20 protein-coding genes and 1 tRNA gene are annotated in these 19,539 nt (G+C 59.5%); 6 read left to right on the top strand and 15 right to left on the bottom strand.

Annotated elements, in window-relative coordinates; genetic code table 11:
• The 4 genes from ACNA0J_RS26560 to ACNA0J_RS26545 all read right to left on the bottom strand — a co-directional run bounded on the left by ACNA0J_RS26560 (window position 1) and on the right by ACNA0J_RS26545 (window position 2,956).
• Complete coding sequence (locus tag ACNA0J_RS26560; RefSeq protein WP_415821891.1) at window positions 1–633, bottom strand: NADH-quinone oxidoreductase subunit C; 633 nt, start codon at window positions 631–633, stop codon at window positions 1–3.
• Between the two features lie 65 nt (window positions 634–698).
• Window positions 699–1,175 (bottom strand): NuoB/complex I 20 kDa subunit family protein, encoded by a 477-nt coding sequence (locus tag ACNA0J_RS26555; protein ID WP_006217960.1) that lies wholly within the window; start codon window positions 1,173–1,175, stop codon window positions 699–701.
• Between the two features lie 34 nt (window positions 1,176–1,209).
• The gene (locus tag ACNA0J_RS26550; protein WP_094821469.1) at window positions 1,210–1,569 is read right to left on the bottom strand and encodes an NADH-quinone oxidoreductase subunit A; all 360 of its coding nucleotides are present in this window, start codon (window positions 1,567–1,569) and stop codon (window positions 1,210–1,212) included.
• Window positions 1,570–1,852: 283 nt separating this feature from the next.
• Complete coding sequence (locus ACNA0J_RS26545; RefSeq protein WP_415821890.1) at window positions 1,853–2,956, bottom strand: porin; 1,104 nt, start codon at window positions 2,954–2,956, stop codon at window positions 1,853–1,855.
• 358 nt (window positions 2,957–3,314) lie between these two features.
• Here ACNA0J_RS26545 and ACNA0J_RS26540 point away from each other — a divergent pair, with 358 nt between their 5' ends.
• Window positions 3,315–3,776, top strand: coding sequence for a PaaI family thioesterase (locus ACNA0J_RS26540; protein WP_415821889.1), 462 nt, complete (start codon window positions 3,315–3,317; stop codon window positions 3,774–3,776).
• Here the strand turns inward: ACNA0J_RS26540 and ACNA0J_RS26535 are convergent.
• From ACNA0J_RS26535 to ACNA0J_RS26525, 3 genes are all read right to left on the bottom strand, one after another.
• Window positions 3,708–4,478 (bottom strand): phosphatase PAP2 family protein, encoded by a 771-nt coding sequence (locus ACNA0J_RS26535; protein WP_415821888.1) that lies wholly within the window; start codon window positions 4,476–4,478, stop codon window positions 3,708–3,710. The genes ACNA0J_RS26540 and ACNA0J_RS26535 overlap by 69 nt on opposite strands.
• 70 nt (window positions 4,479–4,548) lie before the next feature.
• A complete protein-coding gene (locus ACNA0J_RS26530; RefSeq protein ID WP_415821907.1) occupies window positions 4,549–5,505 on the bottom strand; it encodes a metallophosphoesterase family protein in 957 nt (318 codons plus the stop codon).
• A gap of 17 nt (window positions 5,506–5,522) precedes the next feature.
• Window positions 5,523–6,476, bottom strand: a complete 954-nt coding sequence (locus ACNA0J_RS26525; RefSeq protein WP_415821887.1) for a diacylglycerol/lipid kinase family protein — start codon at window positions 6,474–6,476, stop codon at window positions 5,523–5,525.
• An 83-nt stretch (window positions 6,477–6,559) separates the two neighbouring features.
• Between ACNA0J_RS26525 and ACNA0J_RS26520 the strand changes: the two genes are divergently transcribed.
• Window positions 6,560–7,762 (top strand): MFS transporter, encoded by a 1,203-nt coding sequence (locus ACNA0J_RS26520; protein ID WP_415821886.1) that lies wholly within the window; start codon window positions 6,560–6,562, stop codon window positions 7,760–7,762.
• An 81-nt stretch (window positions 7,763–7,843) separates the two neighbouring features.
• Here the strand turns inward: ACNA0J_RS26520 and ACNA0J_RS26515 are convergent, their stop codons facing one another.
• Window positions 7,844–8,185: a hypothetical protein gene (locus tag ACNA0J_RS26515; protein WP_415821885.1), complete on the bottom strand. Its 342-nt coding sequence runs from the start codon at window positions 8,183–8,185 to the stop codon at window positions 7,844–7,846.
• 356 nt (window positions 8,186–8,541) lie between these two features.
• Here ACNA0J_RS26515 and ACNA0J_RS26510 point away from each other — a divergent pair, with 356 nt between their 5' ends.
• Together ACNA0J_RS26510 and ACNA0J_RS26505 are read left to right on the top strand one after the other, a co-directional pair.
• Complete coding sequence (locus ACNA0J_RS26510; protein ID WP_415821884.1) at window positions 8,542–9,936, top strand: APC family permease; 1,395 nt, start codon at window positions 8,542–8,544, stop codon at window positions 9,934–9,936.
• A gap of 178 nt (window positions 9,937–10,114) precedes the next feature.
• Window positions 10,115–10,678, top strand: a complete 564-nt coding sequence (locus ACNA0J_RS26505) for an anti-virulence regulator CigR family protein (RefSeq protein WP_415821883.1) — start codon at window positions 10,115–10,117, stop codon at window positions 10,676–10,678.
• An 80-nt stretch (window positions 10,679–10,758) separates the two neighbouring features.
• Here the strand turns inward: ACNA0J_RS26505 and katG are convergent, their stop codons facing one another.
• From katG to ACNA0J_RS26490, 3 genes are all read right to left on the bottom strand, one after another.
• On the bottom strand, window positions 10,759–12,897 hold the full coding sequence (gene katG, locus ACNA0J_RS26500) for a catalase/peroxidase HPI (RefSeq protein ID WP_415821882.1): 2,139 nt from the start codon (window positions 12,895–12,897) through the stop codon (window positions 10,759–10,761).
• 138 nt (window positions 12,898–13,035) lie between these two features.
• On the bottom strand, window positions 13,036–13,170 hold the full coding sequence (locus tag ACNA0J_RS26495) for a hypothetical protein (RefSeq protein WP_415821881.1): 135 nt from the start codon (window positions 13,168–13,170) through the stop codon (window positions 13,036–13,038).
• A gap of 1 nt (window position 13,171) precedes the next feature.
• Complete coding sequence (locus ACNA0J_RS26490) at window positions 13,172–14,377, bottom strand: MFS transporter (protein WP_415821880.1); 1,206 nt, start codon at window positions 14,375–14,377, stop codon at window positions 13,172–13,174.
• A gap of 293 nt (window positions 14,378–14,670) precedes the next feature.
• Between ACNA0J_RS26490 and ACNA0J_RS26485 the strand changes: the two genes are divergently transcribed.
• A tRNA-Arg gene (locus ACNA0J_RS26485) sits at window positions 14,671–14,745 on the top strand.
• 194 nt (window positions 14,746–14,939) lie between these two features.
• Window positions 14,940–16,109: a D-alanyl-D-alanine endopeptidase gene (gene pbpG / locus ACNA0J_RS26480; RefSeq protein WP_415821879.1), complete on the top strand. Its 1,170-nt coding sequence runs from the start codon at window positions 14,940–14,942 to the stop codon at window positions 16,107–16,109.
• 118 nt (window positions 16,110–16,227) lie between these two features.
• On the opposite strand, the gene ACNA0J_RS26475 is transcribed toward pbpG, so the two are convergent.
• The 4 genes from ACNA0J_RS26475 to xerD form a co-directional block, all read right to left on the bottom strand.
• Complete coding sequence (locus tag ACNA0J_RS26475; protein ID WP_415821878.1) at window positions 16,228–16,608, bottom strand: ribbon-helix-helix domain-containing protein; 381 nt, start codon at window positions 16,606–16,608, stop codon at window positions 16,228–16,230.
• A 280-nt stretch (window positions 16,609–16,888) separates the two neighbouring features.
• Window positions 16,889–17,467, bottom strand: coding sequence for a DJ-1/PfpI family protein (locus ACNA0J_RS26470; RefSeq protein WP_415821877.1), 579 nt, complete (start codon window positions 17,465–17,467; stop codon window positions 16,889–16,891).
• Window positions 17,468–17,697: 230 nt separating this feature from the next.
• Window positions 17,698–18,186: a Cys-tRNA(Pro) deacylase gene (ybaK, locus tag ACNA0J_RS26465; protein WP_415821876.1), complete on the bottom strand. Its 489-nt coding sequence runs from the start codon at window positions 18,184–18,186 to the stop codon at window positions 17,698–17,700.
• Between the two features lie 76 nt (window positions 18,187–18,262).
• A complete protein-coding gene (xerD, locus tag ACNA0J_RS26460) occupies window positions 18,263–19,195 on the bottom strand; it encodes a site-specific tyrosine recombinase XerD (RefSeq protein WP_415821906.1) in 933 nt (310 codons plus the stop codon).
• Window positions 19,196–19,539: the final 344 nt, after the last annotated feature.

Genomic DNA, 19,539 nt, shown 5'->3' with positions numbered 1-19,539 from the left:
TTAACGCCCCAGGCCGTAGGAGTCTTCGCGTACGACACGCGGGGTAATTTCGCGCGGATCGATGGTGACCGGCTGGTACACCACGCGGCGCTGTTCCGGGTCGTAGCGCATTTCGACATTGCCCGACAGGGGGAAGTCTTTGCGGAAAGGATGACCGATGAAGCCATAGTCGGTCAGGATGCGGCGCAGATCGGGATGGCCTTCGAAAACGATGCCATACAAATCAAAAGCCTCTCGTTCGAACCAGTTGACCCCGGGCCAGCACCCTAGCAGCGAGGCCACGATGGGGAATTCGTCATCGGGCGCAAACGTACGCACACGCAGGCGCCAGTTGTGCGTGACGGACAGCAAATGCACCACCACCGCATAGCGCAGGCTCGGCGCGCCGCCAACCGCACTATCCGCCTCGAGCTGACGGCTGCCGTTACCCCAGGTCAGGTAATCAACGCCGCACAGATCGATACAGGTTTCGAAGTGCAGGCTGGCATCCGTACGCAGCTTGTTGCAGACCGTGATCCATTGATCGGCCGGCACCTCGAGCGTGAGCTCGCCGTATGCCTCGGTCAGGGCGATATCCGCCCCCAACGCAGCCTGCAGGTTATGTTTCAGGGTTTCGAGCCTGGTCATCGTCATGTCGCTTAGGTAAACCGATATGCTGACGGCACCGCCGGCGCACTACATCGCGCGGCGGAATGCGGTCAGCGGGCAATAGTGTTGGTCAGTCGGATCTTGTTCTGCATTTGCAGCAAACCATAGACCAATGCTTCGGCCGTAGGCGGACAGCCCGGCACGTAAACATCGACCGGCACAATACGATCACAACCACGCACCACCGAGTACGAATAGTGGTAATAACCACCGCCGTTCGCACACGATCCCATAGAAACCACCCAGCGCGGCTCGGGCATTTGGTCGTAGACCTTGCGCAGCGCGGGCGCCATTTTGTTACACAGCGTGCCGGCCACGATCATCAGATCGGACTGACGGGGGCTGGGGCGGAAAATGATGCCGAATTGATCCAGGTCGTAGCGCGCCGCACCGGCGTGCATCATTTCCACCGCACAACAGGCCAGACCGAAGGTCATGGGCCACATGGAGCCCGTTTTTGCCCAGTTGAGGAACTTGTCGGCACTGGTGGTGATAAAGCCTTGCTTAAGGATGCCGTCTATAGCCATAGTTGTCTCTGATAGCGTGCAGGAGAGCCTTGGGTTATTCCCAATCCAGCGCGCCCTTTTTCCATTCGTAGATGAAGCCGACCGTCAGAATCGCCAGAAAGACCATGACAGTCCAGAAACCGACGAGACCAACCGTGCCATGAGCAATCGCCCACGGGAACAAAAAGGCGATTTCGAGATCGAACAGGATGAAGAGGATGGCTACCAGGTAGTAGCGCACATCGAACTTCATACGAGCGTCTTCGAAGGCCTCAAAACCGCACTCATACGCTGAAAGCTTTTCAGCGTAGGGGCGGCGAGGCCCCAAGAGCGAACCTGCCGTCAGCAGCGCAAACCCGATCAGGGTAGCCACTGCGATAAACAGCAGGACGGGAAAATACTGTTGCAAGTTCATTTTGGCGTCCGTCAAATGCGCAAACCTTCAGATTGTAGCATTTGCAAAGTGACGATGCGCTGAACCCAGCCGCCCAAAAACAAGGAAGCGCGAACAAAAATGCCTTCGCGCCACCCCTGCGGTTTACAGCCCTCGCAGAGAGGACGTCCCCTCATTTTAAGACACCGCAACGACAAGAAAAGCCCATGAAAAAAGCCGCCCCGAGAGGCGGCTTTTTTCACAAGCAGACCAAAGGCCTGCTTATGCGCAATCCATCGAAGCGAGGCTTGCGCCTCGCAGTCGATTAGAAGCGGTGACGGATACCCAGACCAACAGCGGTGCTCTTCACACCGTCGATGAACGCGTAGTCCTGGATGTACGAACCGTAGGCGTACAGGTTGGTACGCTTGGACAGGTCGTAGGTGTAGCCCAGGCTCCAGACGTTCATGGTTTCGTCGCCGCCAGTCAACTTGTCGTTGCTGGGGTCAACCATTTGCCACGAACCGAAGATCTTCGAAGCGCCACCGATGGGGGCGGTCAAACCGACCATGTAGGTGTTCGACTTGAAGCCGTCAGCAAACATGTTGCTGCCCAGACCGTTTTGGCCCGGCAGGAACGACGTGCCGTTGATGCCTTGGCCAGCGAACCAGCCGTCGGTGGTACGGCCGTAGGCCAGCGCCAGTTTCACGACTTCGAAGTCGTACGAACCGCCGATGGCGTACATGCGCGGCGTGGCATCTTCGTCCAGGTTGTGCGGAGCGCTCAGTTGGTCAAACGAGAACGCAACGTTCAAAGGACCGTTCTGGTAACGCAGACCAGCCGTGATAGCACGGGTGTTGTCGTTGGTCTTGAACGAGCTGTCGCTGTTGTCGTCAGCGTTGAACGAGTAGCCGACGCCCAATTGGAAGCCGCTGAACGACGGGGTTTGGTACAGAACCAGGTTGTCGTAGCGAACCGTGTTGGCAGCGCTCAGGCCGACACCGATGTTGGCTTGGTTGAAACCAGCGCCGAACGGATCGATCGAACCGAAGTACTTGGACGAGATGTTGGTTTGACGGCCCAGATCCAGACGGCCCCAGCTGTCGCTTTGCAGACCGATGGTGGCTTGACGACCGAACAGACGGCCGCCTTGGGCGGAATTACCGTTGCTGGAGTTGAAACCGCTTTCCAGTTGGAAGACGGCTTGCAGGCCATCACCCAGATCTTCGGTGCCACGCAGGCCCCAACGCGAACCGTTCTGCACGCCATTGATCATGCCGACACGGCTACCGCTGTCCCAGCCGTCGCCCTTCACCTTGTTGTAGCCGATACCGGTATCGATGATGCCGTACAGCGTCACCGAGGTTTCTGCCTGGGCCACGCCGGCAAAGCCAGCGAGCAGGGCGGCAGCGAGCAGAGTCTTTTTCATTTAAGAAATCTCCGTTGATTTGAGTGACAAGGGCGCCTGGTTTTGCGAAGAACCTGCGCCCCCCTAACTCCGCGAAGGGAAGTTGACGCTATTGCATCAAAAAACCCTCGTACTGGCTACGGTTCCCCCCATAAAAGGGGGTGATCGATGCCCGAGATGTTGGGATACTGCAACACTCAACGATATCGGCCTAATTCCTCTAAGTGTTTACCCTAAACCCCTGTGAGAACCAGCATTGGCGCGACCTGACGTCCAGCTGATGATTTGCCTGCCGGTCTGCTACGCTCTTTCTTTAGTAACTCGAAACAATACTGGATACAGGTCTGCACAGACTGGAAACAACTCGCCAGGGAACACCATGAGCTCTTGCACGGACCCGACGTCCGCTCCCCAGCCCGCACGCATCAGCGTGACTGACTTTCAACGCCTGCTGGCGGAACAGCATCCATTCGCCGAGGTGTTGGGCATAGAAATTACCGACATTGGCTATGGCACCGCCCGCGCAGTACTACCCGCGCGGGACAGCCATCAACGTCTGGGCGGCATTGTCGCGGGACCTATGCTGATGGGGCTCGCCGATCTGGTGCTCTACGCGGCCGTGGTCGGTGCCACCGGCCAGGCGAACGCCGTAACGGCCAGCCTGACCATCAACTTTTTGCGCAAAAGCCCCGCCGGCGCCATTATTGCGGACGCCCGATTACTCAAGGTCGGCAGAATGACGGCAGGCGAAGTATTGCTGCACGGGGAGCGCTCATCCGAGCCTGTGGCCCACATCGTCAGCACCTGGTCGGTGCCTGCGTCTCATCACCCCAAGACATAGCGACAGCCAGGCCAGGCTCAAGGCAAAACCGGCCATCACATCGCTCAAATAGTGCACTTGCAGCAGTACGCGGCTGGCGCCGATCGCAGCGATCAGCATCGCACCGCTCACCAGGCAAACACGATGCCAACGTGCGGGCATCATGCGCACGGCAAGATAACAGGCGAATCCGTACACCGCCATCGACGCCGACGCGTGCCCACTGGGAAAGCTCCAGCCGACTTCCTGGACGTAGCCATGCACATGTTCCGGGCGAATACGCTGAAACGTGAATTTCATTGCCGTATTCAGGAGGCCGCCACCGCCCGTCACCACCGCACAGAGCAGTGCCATCGCGTATTCTCGCCGCCACAACAGCCATAGCGTCAACGTGATGGCGATCAATGCCAGTAGATTGCGATTCCCCAGATAGGTGAACCAAGACAGCACCCACAACAACGACGATGACATGGATTGCCCGAGCGCCGCAGCCAGCAGATTGTCGAACCGCACCAAGGGGCTGCCCAGACTCATCGCCACCGCGACCATGAGAAAAACGCCGCCCGCCCCCACGGCCACCAGCCAATATGGCGCCTCTCCGGCCAATGGCGACCGGGCGTCCCAGCGTCGGCTCAACCAGCCGACCACTCCCCCTGCCAGCGCCGGCACCGCCAATAAGATTAACAAGGGATAGGCAGCGGCCCAGTGCGCGGCGGTGTCCATACAAGGTCAACGAAAAACAAAAAATAAGAACGACGGCGATCCAGGGCCGTCGCTAACCCGCAGCCAGATGCTATTGCGTGCCACGGCGCCAACCCAACGTCTGGCTAGTGGCGCACGCGAACGCCTGGAGATCAGCCATATAGTCCCAGCGCTGGATGACGCACTGGTGCTGCCCTTGCCTGACCTCGTGTTCGATCAGATTGATCGAGTTTGAAATGCCGCCCCGCACGCGCCGTGACACTGCTGTCCCCGCCTGCACCACCCAGGCCCGGCGTCCGGCGTCGGCAGCGCCTGAAACCTCTGCGCTACTCGATGCATTTGCGCGCGCGGCACTGGCAGCCTCCGCGGCTTCCCATTGTGCAGGCGTGTTCATTGCGTCCAAGGCATTCGCAGGTATCGAATCCGCGGCCAGGCCAGGTGCTGCGACAGAGAGTTCTGACGCGGGCAGCACATACGGCAAATGAATATGCCCACCCAATATGAGATCCACACCGGCCTCGATCCAGGCGGGCACCGCCCACTCGCGGCCGATCAGTAAATTGCGCTGATCGCTTTCTACTGCGGCCCGCACAGGATGATGCAGCACCACAATCCTCAGACAATCAGCACTCGATTTCTTGAGCCGCTGCACGACTCTATCTACCTGCCTGCGATCCACTTGGCCGTTTTTATGCCGGCCTGGCCGGGTCGAATTCACCCCGATCGCCAGAAGCCCCGGCATCTCGACCGCCGGCTCCAGCACAGGGCCCATTGCCCGGCGATACCCCCCGTACGGATTCAACCAACGCGCCAGCACATTGAATAATGGAATGTCGTGATTGCCTGGCACGGCCAATACCGGCCGCTGTAATGCCTGCACGAATCGCCGCGCCGCTGCGAACTGACCATGCCGCGCTCGCTGAGTGATGTCCCCGCTCAGCAGAACCAGATCGGGTTGCCACTCACCCGCCAGCCTCAACAGCGCCTGCAGCACAGGCTCGCGCTCGGTACCGAAATGCGTGTCTGAAAGATGCAGAATCCGTGTCATCGATGTCTTTGCCATCCTCAAACGCGCTCTGCACGCAGAGATGGCGGAGGCACCAATAATTGCAACGGTTGATCCGACACCCGAAATTCCAGTGGCGCATCCAGCCAATGGATTTCTCCATCCAGGGCGACCTTGATGCGCCGCTTTGTCCGCGATACACGCACTGTCAGGTGTTCAAACCCAAAACTGAACACGTGATCCGCGTCGCCCAAACGACTGAGCCAGCCACGCAGCACCAATCCATATAGAGCCCATGTACCCACCGGCCGAACGCCCATCGCGACGAGCTGCCCTTGCTGCAGCGCGGCCGATTCGGCAATCCCGATCTGCTCCAACTGCAACTCGTTGTTACCCACGACGATGGTTGGCGTACGCAAGGTCCGCACCTGTCCTGCATGTTCGAGTTGCACGGTCAATTGCCGGTGAGCCCGGGCCAAGGTCACTAAGGCAGACCAGACCGCGACCAGCCGGCTGCGGCCATACCGCTGCTTGTACGCCTCGCGGTCCTCGAGCAATTGCGGATACAACCCCAGGCTGGCATTGATCAAAAACAGTCTGTCGTTGACCAATCCCACCTGCACCGGCTGCGGTTGTGCTGCCAGCAAGCATCGGGTCGCCAGTTCGGTGTCTTGGGCAATGCCGTAGGTACGCCCAAAATAGTTGAAGGTGCCCTGAGGCAAAATGCCGAACGGCAAGCCGCTGCTCAATACCGTCTGAGCCACTGCGCTCAACGTGCCATCACCACCCGCCGCCACAACGATACCGCCCTGCTCGCGCGCACGCGCGACCGCCTCTTGCGCCATGGCGGGCAACTGCCGGCCATCGTGAACCGGCATCAAGGTATAGCGGCGTCCCGCCTCGTCCAACACGCGCTGAATGGTCGCCTGGACATCACTGGCGTCATCCCGGCCCGAGCCTGTGTTCAGCACAATGAAAAATGGCTCGTCGCCAGTCAAATGAAGGGGCTTCATGCGGCAAAGATAGCGCGCCACGCCCCCGGCAAGCAAGCAGCAAGGGACTAGAATAGCGCCTGATCTCATTTTTTGGCCCCATCGTGCAGAGCCCCGACGCGCCTTTCAGTTTAAAAAAAATAGCCGTTCCGGCGTTCGGCCCATCGGTTCTCTACGGTGTCAGTAACGGCGCCATCCTGCCTGTGGTGGCCCTGAGCGCCCGCGAATTGGACGCCTCTGTCGCCACATCGGGGCTCATCGTGGCGCTGATCGGCATCGGGTCGCTCGTCAGCAATATCCCCGCTGCGCTGGTGACCTCGCGCTATGGCGAGCGGCACTCCATGGTCGGCGCGGCGGTGCTCAGTGTGCTGGCCCTGCTCCTGTGCATCTTCGCCAGCCATGCCTGGATGCTTGCGGTCGGCGTGTTCTTCATCGGCATGGCGTCGTCGATCTTCATGCTGGCCCGGCAGACTTACATGATCGATGCGGTGCCGGCCTATATGCGGGCCCGGGCGCTGTCGACGCTGGCCGGCACGATGCGGATCGGCGCCTTTGCCGGGCCGTTTGCGGGCGCCGCCTTGATCCATTTCATCGGCCTGGACGGGGCCTATTGGGTGGCGATCGCCGCCATGATCGGCGCCGGCCTGATCGCCTATCACGCACCCGATATGGCGCCGCCTGAGCGTCAACGGGGCAGCGCAGCCCACGCCAAGCCACGCCTGCTGGATATTGCACACTCGCACAGCCGGGTGCTCTTGACCCTGGGATTGGGCATCCTGCTGGTCAGCGCCGTGCGCGCCTCGCGGCAAGTCGTCATTCCGCTCTGGGCTGACCATCTGGGCATGAGTGCCAGCACGACGTCTCTGATTTATGGCTTGGTCGCGGCGATCGATATGTCGGTGTTCTACCCTGCCGGCACGCTGATGGACCGGCGTGGACGTTTGTGGGTCGCGGTGCCGTCTACGTTGCTGATGGGCCTTGCCCTGATTGGCACCTCGTTCAGCACGGGCGCCATCGGCTTTATCGTGGTGTCGATGATGCTGGGCCTGGGCAATGGCATCAGCTCCGGCATCGTCATGACACTGGGCGCAGACGCGGCCCCCATGAAGGGGCGTACCGAATTTCTCGGAATCTGGCGCCTGGTCGCCGACATGGGCAGCAGCCTGGGGCCCGTGGTACTGTCGGTCATGACAGGCGTTGCGTCGCTGGCCCTGGCCGTCGGCACCATGGGGATATTCGGCCTGGGGGCGGCGGCGGTGTTCTGGCGCTGGCTGCCGCGGGGCAACCCTTCGGTGAAGAACGGGTAAAGCGACCGTCGCCCAAAACGAAGATGCCGGTGCGGTCCCCTATCGGACCGCACCGGCATCTAAACCCTGTTTCGATTAAAACTACTTGCTATGCTGAGCGTGGTCTGCCTCGTGCATCGCCAAGCGCAATAGCATCAAGACACAGGCCAACAATCCAGCACCAGCCAGGATCCAGCCTTGTGGCTCACCGATGAGAGGCACTGCCAACAAGGGTGCTGCCAAACCCGCCAAAGGCGCCAGTAGCATGATCATCCAGAAAATCGCGCCACCTTGGCGAGCATGAACTGGTGCTGCTACCCGTTGTGCTGCTGCCGCGGTTGCGCGCTGATATGCTTTTGCGCGCTGTGATTTAGCACGGTAAGTCTTGACAGTACGGCCACCTTTGCCGCGCTCACGTACAAAATCCGCGTATACCACTGCCATATGCGCCTCCTCGCTCTACGCCTATGCAGACACATTGCCTGCACAGCTACTGGCCTGGCACTTCAGCGTGGCCGGACTTCTGCTGCCCCGGTCCACCAAAACACCAGCGTGTTAGTCACGAACTGCTGTTAGGTATAGAAATACTCCTATCCGGCGCGGACCGCAATGATAATTTGCACAGAAAACACAATAAATGGCAATGCGACCAATTGACGCACACCATTTCCCCCTCAAAGTCCCATTTAAATCGGCTCACGATGGAAACCTCTCGTAATTAACGGTGACACAGTCAATCACGACACCGAAGTCTCCAGAGACATACTGGCACCCGGCGGAAATAACGAGAGGAGAGAAGTATGTCTACGCAAGATAGCGCAGAACACCCCCAATTGAAACGGGTAATGGGGCCAAAGCTGCTGCTGTTGTTCATTATTGGCGACATTCTTGGCACGGGAATCTATGCCCTGACAGGACAAGTCGCGGCAGAAGTCGGCGGGGCGGCATGGGCGCCCTTTTTAGTAGCGTTTTTTGTGGCGTTGCTGACTGCATTTTCCTATCTGGAACTGGTCACCAAATATCCGCGCGCCGCTGGCGCCGCACTTTATGTGCATAAAGCCTTCGGCATCCATTTTCTGACGTTCATCGTCTGCTTTACGGTGATGTGCTCCGGGCTGACCTCTGCGGCTACGGCCTCAAGGGCATTTTCTGCCAATCTGTTTGTCGCACTGGGACTCGAGAATGACCCCACGGCCGTGACGATGGGTGCTCTGGGATTCATGCTGCTGATCATGATCGTCAATTTCCGTGGCGCGTCAGAAAGTGTGAAAGCCAACGTCGTCCTGACGCTGGTCGAGTTGAGCGGTCTCCTGCTGGTGATCCTGCTGGGCTTTTATGCCATCAGTAACGGCCAAGCCGATTTCTCGCGCGTCGTGGCATTCGAAACCCCGGAAAACAAGAGCGTCTTCCTGGCAGTGACTTCTGCGACCGCGCTGGCATTTTTCGCCATGGTCGGGTTTGAGGACTCGGTCAACATGGCCGAAGAGGTCCATGCCCCGCATCGCATTTTTCCCAAAGTCATGTTGACCGGTTTGGGCATCACCGCCGTCATTTATGTATTGGTATCCATTTGTGCCGTCGCCTTGATTCCGGTCGGTGAACTGGCCGCGAGCTCCACCCCGCTCGTGCTGGTCGTCCAACGAGCCGCTCCCGGCCTGCCAATGGAAACCATCATGCCGATCATTTCGATGTTTGCGGTGGCGAACTCGGCCCTGATCAACATGATGATGGCCAGCCGGCTGCTGTATGGGATGTCGCGCCAAGGCGTGCTGCCGAAGTTCCTGTCGTATGTGCATGCCCGCAACCACACCCCGTGGTCGGCGATTCTCTTTACCACTGCGCTGGGTCTGGGACTGATCGTGCTGGTGTCGTCCAGCAACTCCAAGGCAATCAGCGCCCTGGGCGGGACCACGGCACTGCTGTTGCTGGCGGTATTTGCCTTTGTCAACGTCGCGGTACTGGTGCTGCGCAAGGATCGAGTCGAACATGAGCATTTCCGCGCCAATACGGTGCTGTCATGCGTGGGCGCCGCCGCCTGCGTATTTCTGGTCACCCCGCTGACGGGCCGCGATCCGATTCAGTATCAAGTCGCGGGATGGTTGCTCGCGCTGGGGGTCGTGATGTGGGGCATCACCGTGCTGGTGCATCGCAAAGAACACCGTCACCTGGATCCGGAACACTTGACCGAGGATTGATAGACTAACCTGCCGCCATACGCCAAAAACGCCCCGCTCCCCCAGAGAGCGGGGCGTTTTTGTTGCATTTCGTCATGCCAGCAACCCTCGGCTGCTTGTTTTGGCACCCCGACAGAACGGCTGCGGCATACACTTGGTTCGCTGGTCGAATACTCAAAACAAGCAGGAGTCCATTACCATGCGCGCATCTTCACTAGCTACTGTCATTCTGGCCGCGATCTGCCAGGTCGCACTCATCAGCCAGCCTCTGGCGGCGCCCCCCGAGGGCAAGGGCAAGCCGTCGCAGTCCAGCCAAGGCGGCGGAAATGGAAATGGAAACGGTAAGAGCAAGAACCAGGGCAATGGCAACAGCAGCGGTAAAAGCAAAGGCCAAAGCAACGACAACCACTCCAATAAGTCATCCGGCTCAAAAGGCGGCAACAACGGCAAAGGCGGTCATGGCGGAGACAGCGACGTCAACATTTCGCTCACCTCTGCAGGCATCACGCTGTCGACTGCCCGCGGTTATGCTGTCGACTATGGCGCCACTCGATACACAGCACTGCCTCCCGGGATCCGCAAAAATCTGGCGCGCGGCAAACCCTTGCCTCCGGGGATAGCCAAAAAAACGATACCAGGCCCCATGCTGGCTCATTTACCGGTCCATCCAGGCTATGAATGGCAAGTGGCCGGCACGGATCTGATCCTGGTGGCCATTGGTACCGCGATCATCGCCGATGTGCTGTTTGACGTATTCGAATAGCGGGAAAAACGCTCAACACAACGCAAAACCGGTCGCCAACAGGCGACCGGTGCATCATGCTATTCCCTACGACACGGGAATCACTGCACGTCGAAACGGTCCAGATTCATCACCCGGCCCCAGGCGGCGACAAAGTCGCGTACGAACCGTTCTCGCGCATCCTCGGCAGCGTAGACCTCTGCATAGGCACGCAGGATCGAATTCGAGCCGAACACCAGATCATTGCGCGTGGCGGTGTATTTCACCTCACCCGTCTTGCGATCGCGCCCGGCAAAGACTTCGGCGCTGTCGTCGGTCGCCGTCCATGCCGTATTCATGTCGAGCAGATTGATAAAGAAATCATTGCTCAGGACCCCGACACGATCGGTGAACACGCCATGCGTACCGCCATCGTAATTGGCGCCCAACACACGCAGGCCGCCGATCAGCGCGGTCAACTCAGGCGCGGAGAGTGTCAATAACTGTGCACGATCAATCAGCCATTCCTCCGTGCGTACGCCATTGCCGCCCTTGCCGTAGTTGCGAAAACCGTCAGCGACTGGTTCCATCAAGTCGAACGTAGGTACATCGGTCTGTTCCTGCGTCGCATCGACACGGCCCGGCACGAATGGGACCTCGATTGCCACGCCGGCCGCCTTGGCGGCTTGCTCGACGCCGGCCACACCCGCCAGCACGATCACGTCGGCCAATGAAGCCTTGCCGCTGGCCTGCTGGATGGCCTTGAGAGTGTCCAATGCACAGACCGCCGTCTGGTTGACCGCCCAATCCTTTTGCGGCGCCAAGGCCAGGCGTGCGCCATTAGCCCCGCCTCGCTTATCGCCGCCGCGGAACGTTGCCGCCGAAGCCCAGGCCACCGAGACCAATTGACCCACGGTCAACCCGGATTCAGCGATGCGGGCTTTCAGATCGGCGATATCAGCAAGGGTCGGCGCATGCACCGGCGCGGGCAACGGATCCTGCCAAATCAAATCTTCTTTCGGAATCTCAGGTCCGAGGTAACGCGCCTTCGGTCCCATGTCGCGATGGGTCAGTTTGAACCAGGCTCGGGCAAAGGCTTCGTTGAATGCCTGCGGGTCCTCGAGGAATTTACGCGAGATTTTTTCGAACTCGGGGTCAAAGCGCAACGTCAGGTCCGTCGTCAACATCGTCGGTTTGCGCTTTTTCGACGGATCAAACGGGTCAGGGATGATGGCCTCGGCGTCGCTGGCTTCCCACTGAATGGCGCCTGCCGGGCTGCGTGTCTGCACCCATTCGTACTTGAACAGATTCTCGAAAAAGTGGTTGCTCCACTGGGTCGGCGTTTGGGTCCACACGACTTCGAGTCCCGACGTCACGGTATCTGCGCCTACTCCGCTGCCATAGCCGGAGGACCAGCCCAAACCCTGAGACTCGATCGAAGCGACCTCTGGCGCCTCGCCAATCTTGTCGGCCGGGAAAGCGCCATGGGTCTTGCCCAGCGTGTGACCGCCCGCGATCAGCGCGACGATTTCCTCGTCGTTCATCGCCATATTGCCAAAAGTCGCACGGATGAACGGCGCCGCTGAGACCGGGTCGCCACTGGCCTCTGGCCCCTCGGGATTGACGTAGATCAGGCCCATCTCCGTGGCCGAGAGCGGACTGCCCGTCAACGCCTCGGATTTGCGATGCGCCAGCCAGGCTTTTTCATTGCCCCAGTTCACATCCAGGTCGGGTTCCCACACATCCTCACGGCCGGCACCGAAACCAAAGGTGCGAAAACCACTGTTTTCCAACGCCACGTTGCCCGCTAATTGCATCAAATCGGCCCAGGAAATCGCCTGCCCGTATTTGCGTTTGATTGGCCACAGCAGGCGGCGCGCCTTATCCAGGCTGACGTTGTCCGGCCAGGAGTTCAAGGGCGCAAAGCGTTGCTGACCACGGCCACCGCCGCCACGGCCATCGACCATGCGGTAGGTACCGGCACTGTGCCAGGCCATGCGGATAAACAAACCGGCATAGCTGCCCCAATCTGCCGGCCACCAGTCCTGTGAATCGGTCAACAACGCACGCAAGTCTTTTTTCAGTGCGTGGTAGTCGAGCTTTTTGAATTCCTCTGCGTAATTGAACGTCTCGCCCAACGGATTGGAACGGTTGGAATGTTGATTGAGGAGATCAACACGCAATTGATTCGGCCACCAGTCCTGACTGGTAGTACCGCTGCCTGCGACGAGATGAAAAGGACACTTGGCTTCAGATGACACGATGAGGACTCCCTGGTGTGACTGGTGTCCACATCTTACTCAGGCTTTGTTAGGAGATGAAATTGAACTAAATAAAAGGATAAATAGTTTTTAACTATTTATAGAAATAAATAATTCACAAAATCAATGGTCAGGCGCTCAAAATCCGCACATCGCCGCCAGCGTTTCCCAGTTCAATTGCAAATCCGGCCGCATGTACCCGAGGAACCCCAGCGCGAGCACGGCCACCAGCGCGATCCCGCCCAAGGCCCGCCAGAAAGAGCGGCGCCTCATGTCAGGCCGCCGCCTGCGGTAGCGGCTGCGGTTCCAGCGATTGCTCGCGCACCGGCAGGCACAACAGCGCCGCAATGATGGCCAGCGCAATACCGATCCACCACATCAGATCGTAGTTGCCGGTTGTGGAGTAGACATAGCCTCCCAGCCATACGCCGATGAAACTGCCTACCTGATGGCCCAAAAAAGCAATGCCAGACAGGGTAGCGGCATATCGCAACCCATAAATCTGACCGATCAGTCCCTGGGTCAACGGCACCGTACCCAACCAGAACAATCCCATCCAGGCTGCAAACGCATACAGTACCCAAGGCGAAAGCGGCATCACCAGCAGTAACAACATGCCAAAGGCGCGCAAACCGTAGACGCCTGCCAATAGCTTCTTCTTGCTATAGCGCCCTCCCAGTTTGCCGGCGTAAAACGATCCCAAGACATTGAACAAGCCAATCAGCGCAATCGCCGTGGCCCCCTGACTGGCATTCAATCCGCCGTCGGCCACATAGGCGGGCAGATGCAAAGTAATAAATGCCGTGTGGAATCCGCAAACGAAATAACTGCTCGCCAAAAAATGAAATGACGGGTGCTGCAAGGCCTGACGGATGGCGGCAGACAGCGACTGGCCGCTGGCGTGAGCCGCAGGCTTGCCTCGCAAGTAGTAGGCCAATGGAATACCGGCCGCAGCCAGCAAGGAAAGCGCCCACAGTGCCCCGGTCCAGTCCAGCCCACTAATCAGCATTTGCCCTGCGGGCACCACCAAAAACTGCCCCATCGAGCCGCCCGCGCTGGCAATACCCATGGCCGTACTGCGAAATTCAGGCGGTACCGAGCGCGCCACCACAGGCAGAATCACAGGAAAAGTCGTACCTGCCTGCCCCAACCCCACCAATACACCCGCAGTCATGTACAGGCTGAATTCGTCGGTCGCCAGGCGCGTCCCGATCATGCCCACTACGTAGAGCAACGCCCCCAGCGCAATCGTGCGTCCCGAACCATATCGGTCGGCCAGCATGCCCATGAAAATACAGGACACGCCCCACACCAGGTTTTGCAGGGCGAACGCCATCGAGAACACATCGCGCCCCCACCCGTGCGCCAAGCCCATCGGCTGCATAAACAGGCCAAACGTGGCGCGCACGCCCATGGCGAGCAGCACGATCAACGTGCCCAACCACAGGGTACGCAGTGAAACCGATTGCGAGGAAGACATCTGATCTGCCTAGATGATTAGCGCGGGCGCCGAGATGGTGCAAAGCGCAGGCTCGAGCACCAATATTGTGCACATAACGAAATTTTGCCCATCATATACAACCTGCCGTAATAAAACGGTTTAGCCCCTGTCCAGGAGTGGGGTATCAATCCGGCTTTGCACGCAGCCAGACGGACGGTTCTTGCAATGCATCAAAACACCTTCGGCCAGATGCTAGAATTCGGCTCTCGCAAAGCGAATGGCCATGCCAACGATATGCTTTGTTATCAGGAACTTGCGCGTTCCGAGCCCGCCTCGCCGTAGTTAAATGGATATAACAGACCCCTCCTAAGGGTCAGTTGGTGGTTCGATTCCACCCGGCGAGGCCATCCGTTCAGAGGCCTCTATCTCAGGGCAAAAAAGCCACGCTTAGGCTCTGTTGCAATCCCGCGCTTGCGCCACAGTTAAAAAAACTGTTTAAATTCTGCACGTAAGTCTATAATTCATCTGACTTTTTCCCGGCTCCGCTCAAGCCGCCCTCTGACCAGTCCGGTCGCGTACCCTTTTTTGTCTCGGTAGTCTTATGGTGTTTTTCTGGAAACGCGCCGTTGTAACCATTCTGGTGCCTTTGACCATGGCACTGGCGAGTGTGCTGCCGGACGCGGCATATGCGGCCAAGGCCGATCCCTGCAAGACCAATGCAAAATCCGCAGCCTGCAAGGCGGCGAAATCCAAGACGACCGCGACGAGCAGCAAGTCCACCGCCAAGAAATCCACCAGGGCCACGGCAAAGTCCAGTACCCAGGCAAAAAAGACCTCGGCCAAGACCAGCGCTAAAAAGTCCGCGAGCCGCGCCACGAGCAAGAAAACCGCCGCGCGCAAGAGCACGATCATCGCACGCCAGCGCACCGCGGCCGCACATGCCAGCGCCGCCGCCCTGCCCGCCGCCGAAGCCTCCATCCGTGAGGAAATCCGGGCCTTGCGTTCCACCACGGCCTACGCCCAGGACCTGGAAACCTCGACAGTTCTGTTCGCCAAAAACGAAAACGTCGTGCGGCCGATCGCCTCGATTTCCAAGCTGATGACTGCGCTGGTCGTCGTGGACGCCAACCAGCCCATGGACCAGACCCTGGAAATCACTGCCGAAGACGTGGATGTCCTCAAGCACACGACTTCGCGCCTGCAGGTCGGAACGCGTTTGAGCCGCGGCGACATGCTGCATTTGGCATTGATGTCTTCCGAAAACCGGGCGGCCCACGCGCTGGGACGCAACTATCCGGGCGGTATCCCTGCCTTTGTGCGAGCCATGAACGACAAGGCGCGCGCGCTAGGCATGTCCAGCACTTACTTCATCGAGCCGACCGGCCTGTCCAGCCAAAACGTATCGTCGCCCCATGATTTGGCGCGCCTGCTGCGCGCAGCGGCCCAGCGTCCCCTCATCCACCGCTATTCCACCGACGACGAATACGAAGTCGACGTCGCCAACCGTACCCAGACATTCCGCAACACCAATCTGCTGGTGCGCAAGGCGGACTGGGACATCAAGGTTTCAAAAACGGGTTATATCAACGAGGCCGGCGAGTGCCTGGTCATGATGACCCGCATCAACGGCCGCGATATTGCCATCGTGCTGCTGGACTCCCAAGGCAAGTACTCGCGCATCGGTGATGCCGTGCGCATGCGCCGCATCCTGCAAAGCGACGTCGCCTCACTGGACCCCGCAACCGGCTCGAAAGTCATGTCGATGCGCTAGGCCGAGGGCGCCTGCCATCGACCTGGCGCGAAAGCGCTGCGAATAACGAATACGCGCCACGCCTGACGCCGTTCACTTGATAGCGTGATATCGCTGGACCAGCTCGAACCGTCAATGATCAAGCCGCAGCGCGCTGCAACACCGCCCCATCGTGCAGCGTTCCGGGCAAGCCGGCCAGCACGGCCCTGGCATCCAACGAACGAAGCGGGACGTCCATATCGGCCGGAATACGGCCGTCAACCTGCAGCACCTCATATCGCAGGCAACACACGCGCAAGAACGAGGTGAAATTCGCCGCCTCGCCCCGATACTCGATCAGCTCGTCATAAAGCCGTTCGATGAGTTGCGTCACCCGCATGCCGTCACGAGCGGCGATTTCCTCGAGCACCGACCAGAACAGACGTTCGAGCCGGACACTGGTGGCCACGCCGTGCAGCCGCAGCGAGCGGCTTTCGGGCGCATAAGAATCGGGATGGGCACGAATAAAGATTTCACACATGGCGCAAGTTCCTGGTAGCTCAACGTCACTGTACGATTGTGACGCTCCCACGGCAAGCCAGGCGGCACGACGTCAGACACGATACACGTCATACACGACACGCGACACACGTCATATGCGTCATATGCGTCATTCACGTCATGCGCGCAAGGGAAATCTGGCGATTTCCCGCCAAGCTCCATTGCCCTCGCGCGGGCAGGCACTGACAACGATCACACAGGCCGTGATGGCGATACCCGTAGCTGCTCGATGAGCAGGCAGGGGCCGGCCTGGAGATGAATCAATGTGTGATCTTGGTGCCCAGGACCTGCAAGAATTGCGCCAACCAGGCCGGGTGCGCCGGCCAGGCAGGCGCCGTCACCAAATTGCCGTCTGTGTGCGCCTGATCGATCGCGATCTCGGCGTAGGTGCCGCCCGCCAGACGGACCTCCGGCGCACAGGCCGGATAGGCCGAGCACGTACGCCCCTGCAAAATACCCGCTGCGGCCAACAACTGGGCGCCATGGCAGACGGCCGCGATAGGCTTACCCGCCTGATCGAACTGCTGCACGATCTCCAGCACGCGCTCGTTCAAGCGCAGATATTCCGGTGCACGCCCACCGGGAATCACCAGGCCGTCATACGACGCCACATCGACCTGCTCAAAATCATGATTCAGCGCGAAATTGTGCCCGCGCTTTTCACTATAAGTCTGCGCGCCCTCAAAATCGTGAATCGCCGTCGCCACGCTGTCACCGGCCTTCTTGCCCGGGCAAACGGCGTGCACCGTATGTCCCACTGCCAGCAGCGTCTGAAACGGCACCATGGTTTCGTAGTCTTCGGCGTAATCGCCGACCAGCATCAATAGTTTCTTGGCCATCGTTGTCTCCCTGTTCCTGGTTGCGACGCGACAATCAGGCTGATGGCGCTCGACGCCTCGGATCCAGCCTGATTGAGAACAGTCATTGTGCGGCATGAGCCGGCACAAGAGGTAGTAACCGAATACCGCTTTGACAGGAATCCGGCCGGACCGAAATTCCCGCACTACAGCCGCATGGCAACATGCATGGCAGCCACACGGCAAACCGTCGCGGCCACACGCGGCAACAACTATTCCAGCGCGACCGACACGGACTTGGCCCCCAACAAGCTGACCAGCACCTTGGGATCGATGCCGATCAAATACCCTCGACGTCCACCATTGATATAGACCACCGGATATTCCAGCACCTGCGCCTCGACCCACACCGGCATGCGCTTGCGCGTACCGAATGGCGAGGTCCCTCCCACCTGATACCCGGAATGCCGCTGCGCGACCTCGGGATGACAAGGCGCGACCTTTTTCAGCCCTGCCTGGCGAGCCAGATTTTTCGTCGAGACCTCGCGATCGCCGTGCATGACCACAACCAAAGGCCGCGCCGCCTCGTCTTCCATGATCAAGGTCTTGACCACGGCATGAGGGTCCAACCCCAACTGCCGGGCCGCCTCGCCTGCGCCGCCATGGTCGACATAGTCGTAAGTATGTTCGGTGTAATCCACCTTGTTTTTCTTCAACAACTGGGTGGCGGGCGTTTCGGAAACGTGACGGGCTTTACTCATGATGCAAGCAGGGGTTAGGCATAATCCAGAAGCTCGTTAGTGTAGACCTGGACGGCAAGTCAGAGCGTGCTTGCATTCAAGCGCGGGGATGATGCGCTGCATGCAGCGCCTTGAGCCGCTCGCGTGCCACATGCGTGTAAATCTGCGTCGTTGAAATATCTGCGTGTCCCAACAGCATCTGCACAACACGCAAGTCAGCCCCGTGATTCAGCAAATGGGTGGCAAAAGCATGACGCAACACGTGCGGCGATAACGGGGCCCGCACCCCTGCAATGATGGCGTACTTCTTGATCAATTGCCAAAACGCCTGACGCGACATCGGCTGCGCACGTCCCGTCAAAAACAAGGCGTCGCTCACGCGCGCGCCGGCAAGCTCGGGGCGTGCAGCCTGCATATAACGCTCGATCCAATGCGCGGCCTCAGCGCCCAACGGCACCAGGCGATCTTTGCCCCCCTTGCCCATCACGACGCGCACCACGCCTTCGTTCAAACTGACTTCGAGCACCTTGACGTTGACCAGCTCAGACACGCGCAGTCCGGTGGCATACAGCGTTTCCAACATAGCGCGATCCCTTAAACCGCGCGCGGTATTCAAATCGGGCGCTGCCAACAATGCCTCGACCTGCGCCTCGGACAGCGTCTTGGGCATACGGGGCGGCTGCTTTGCGGCGCTGAGCGTCAGACAGGGATCTTTTTCCGCACGGTGTTCCCGCAACGCCCACGCATAAAACCGCCGCAACGCTGCCAACCGGCGATTCGCAGTCGTCGCGCGGCTCTCCGCGTGGCGCGCGGCAAACCACGCCTCGATATCACCGGCCACGACCTCTCGCAACTGGCTCGACATTGCAGCCCCGCCATGCTCAGCGGGATTCTCCAGCCACTGTGCAAAGGCAGTCAGATCGCGTCGATAGGCCGCCAGCGTGTTCGCGGCCAGACCGTCTTCCAGCCATACCGCGTCAATGAAGGCGTCTATGTCAGGCTGTGAGGTTAATGGTGTGGAAGTCATCAGTATCTGAGAGATCATCTCTATTAAGGCGTCCCTGTTGTGTGCCTGAGNGTGGCGCCGGGCCTATCGCACGGACTCGNCCCATNANCAGGGGNCTCGGNCTCGCTGCGCGAGNCTAAATCCGTGCTCAACGGCCCNGCGCCACNCTCAGGCACACAACAGGGACTCACAATGGTGACATGCCATCGATGCCTGCACCCTATACCCACGCGCTTTCCCACATCGATGAATACGAGACGCTCTGAGCCGGGGATCGTCGTGTAAAGGGCGCGCTGGCCCGTAGAGCCTGCCGAACCTGCCTTGTCAGGCGGGGGGAAGTCGGCTGGGCATGTCTGAGTGGAGCGCAG

Source organism: Bordetella tumbae (assembly GCF_965139195.1).
In the GTDB taxonomy this organism is placed as follows: Bacteria; Pseudomonadota; Gammaproteobacteria; order Burkholderiales; family Burkholderiaceae_B; genus Bordetella_A; species Bordetella_A tumbae.
The sequence above is the reverse complement of the archived record's forward strand: the minus strand, read 5'-3'. Positions and strand labels throughout refer to the sequence as shown.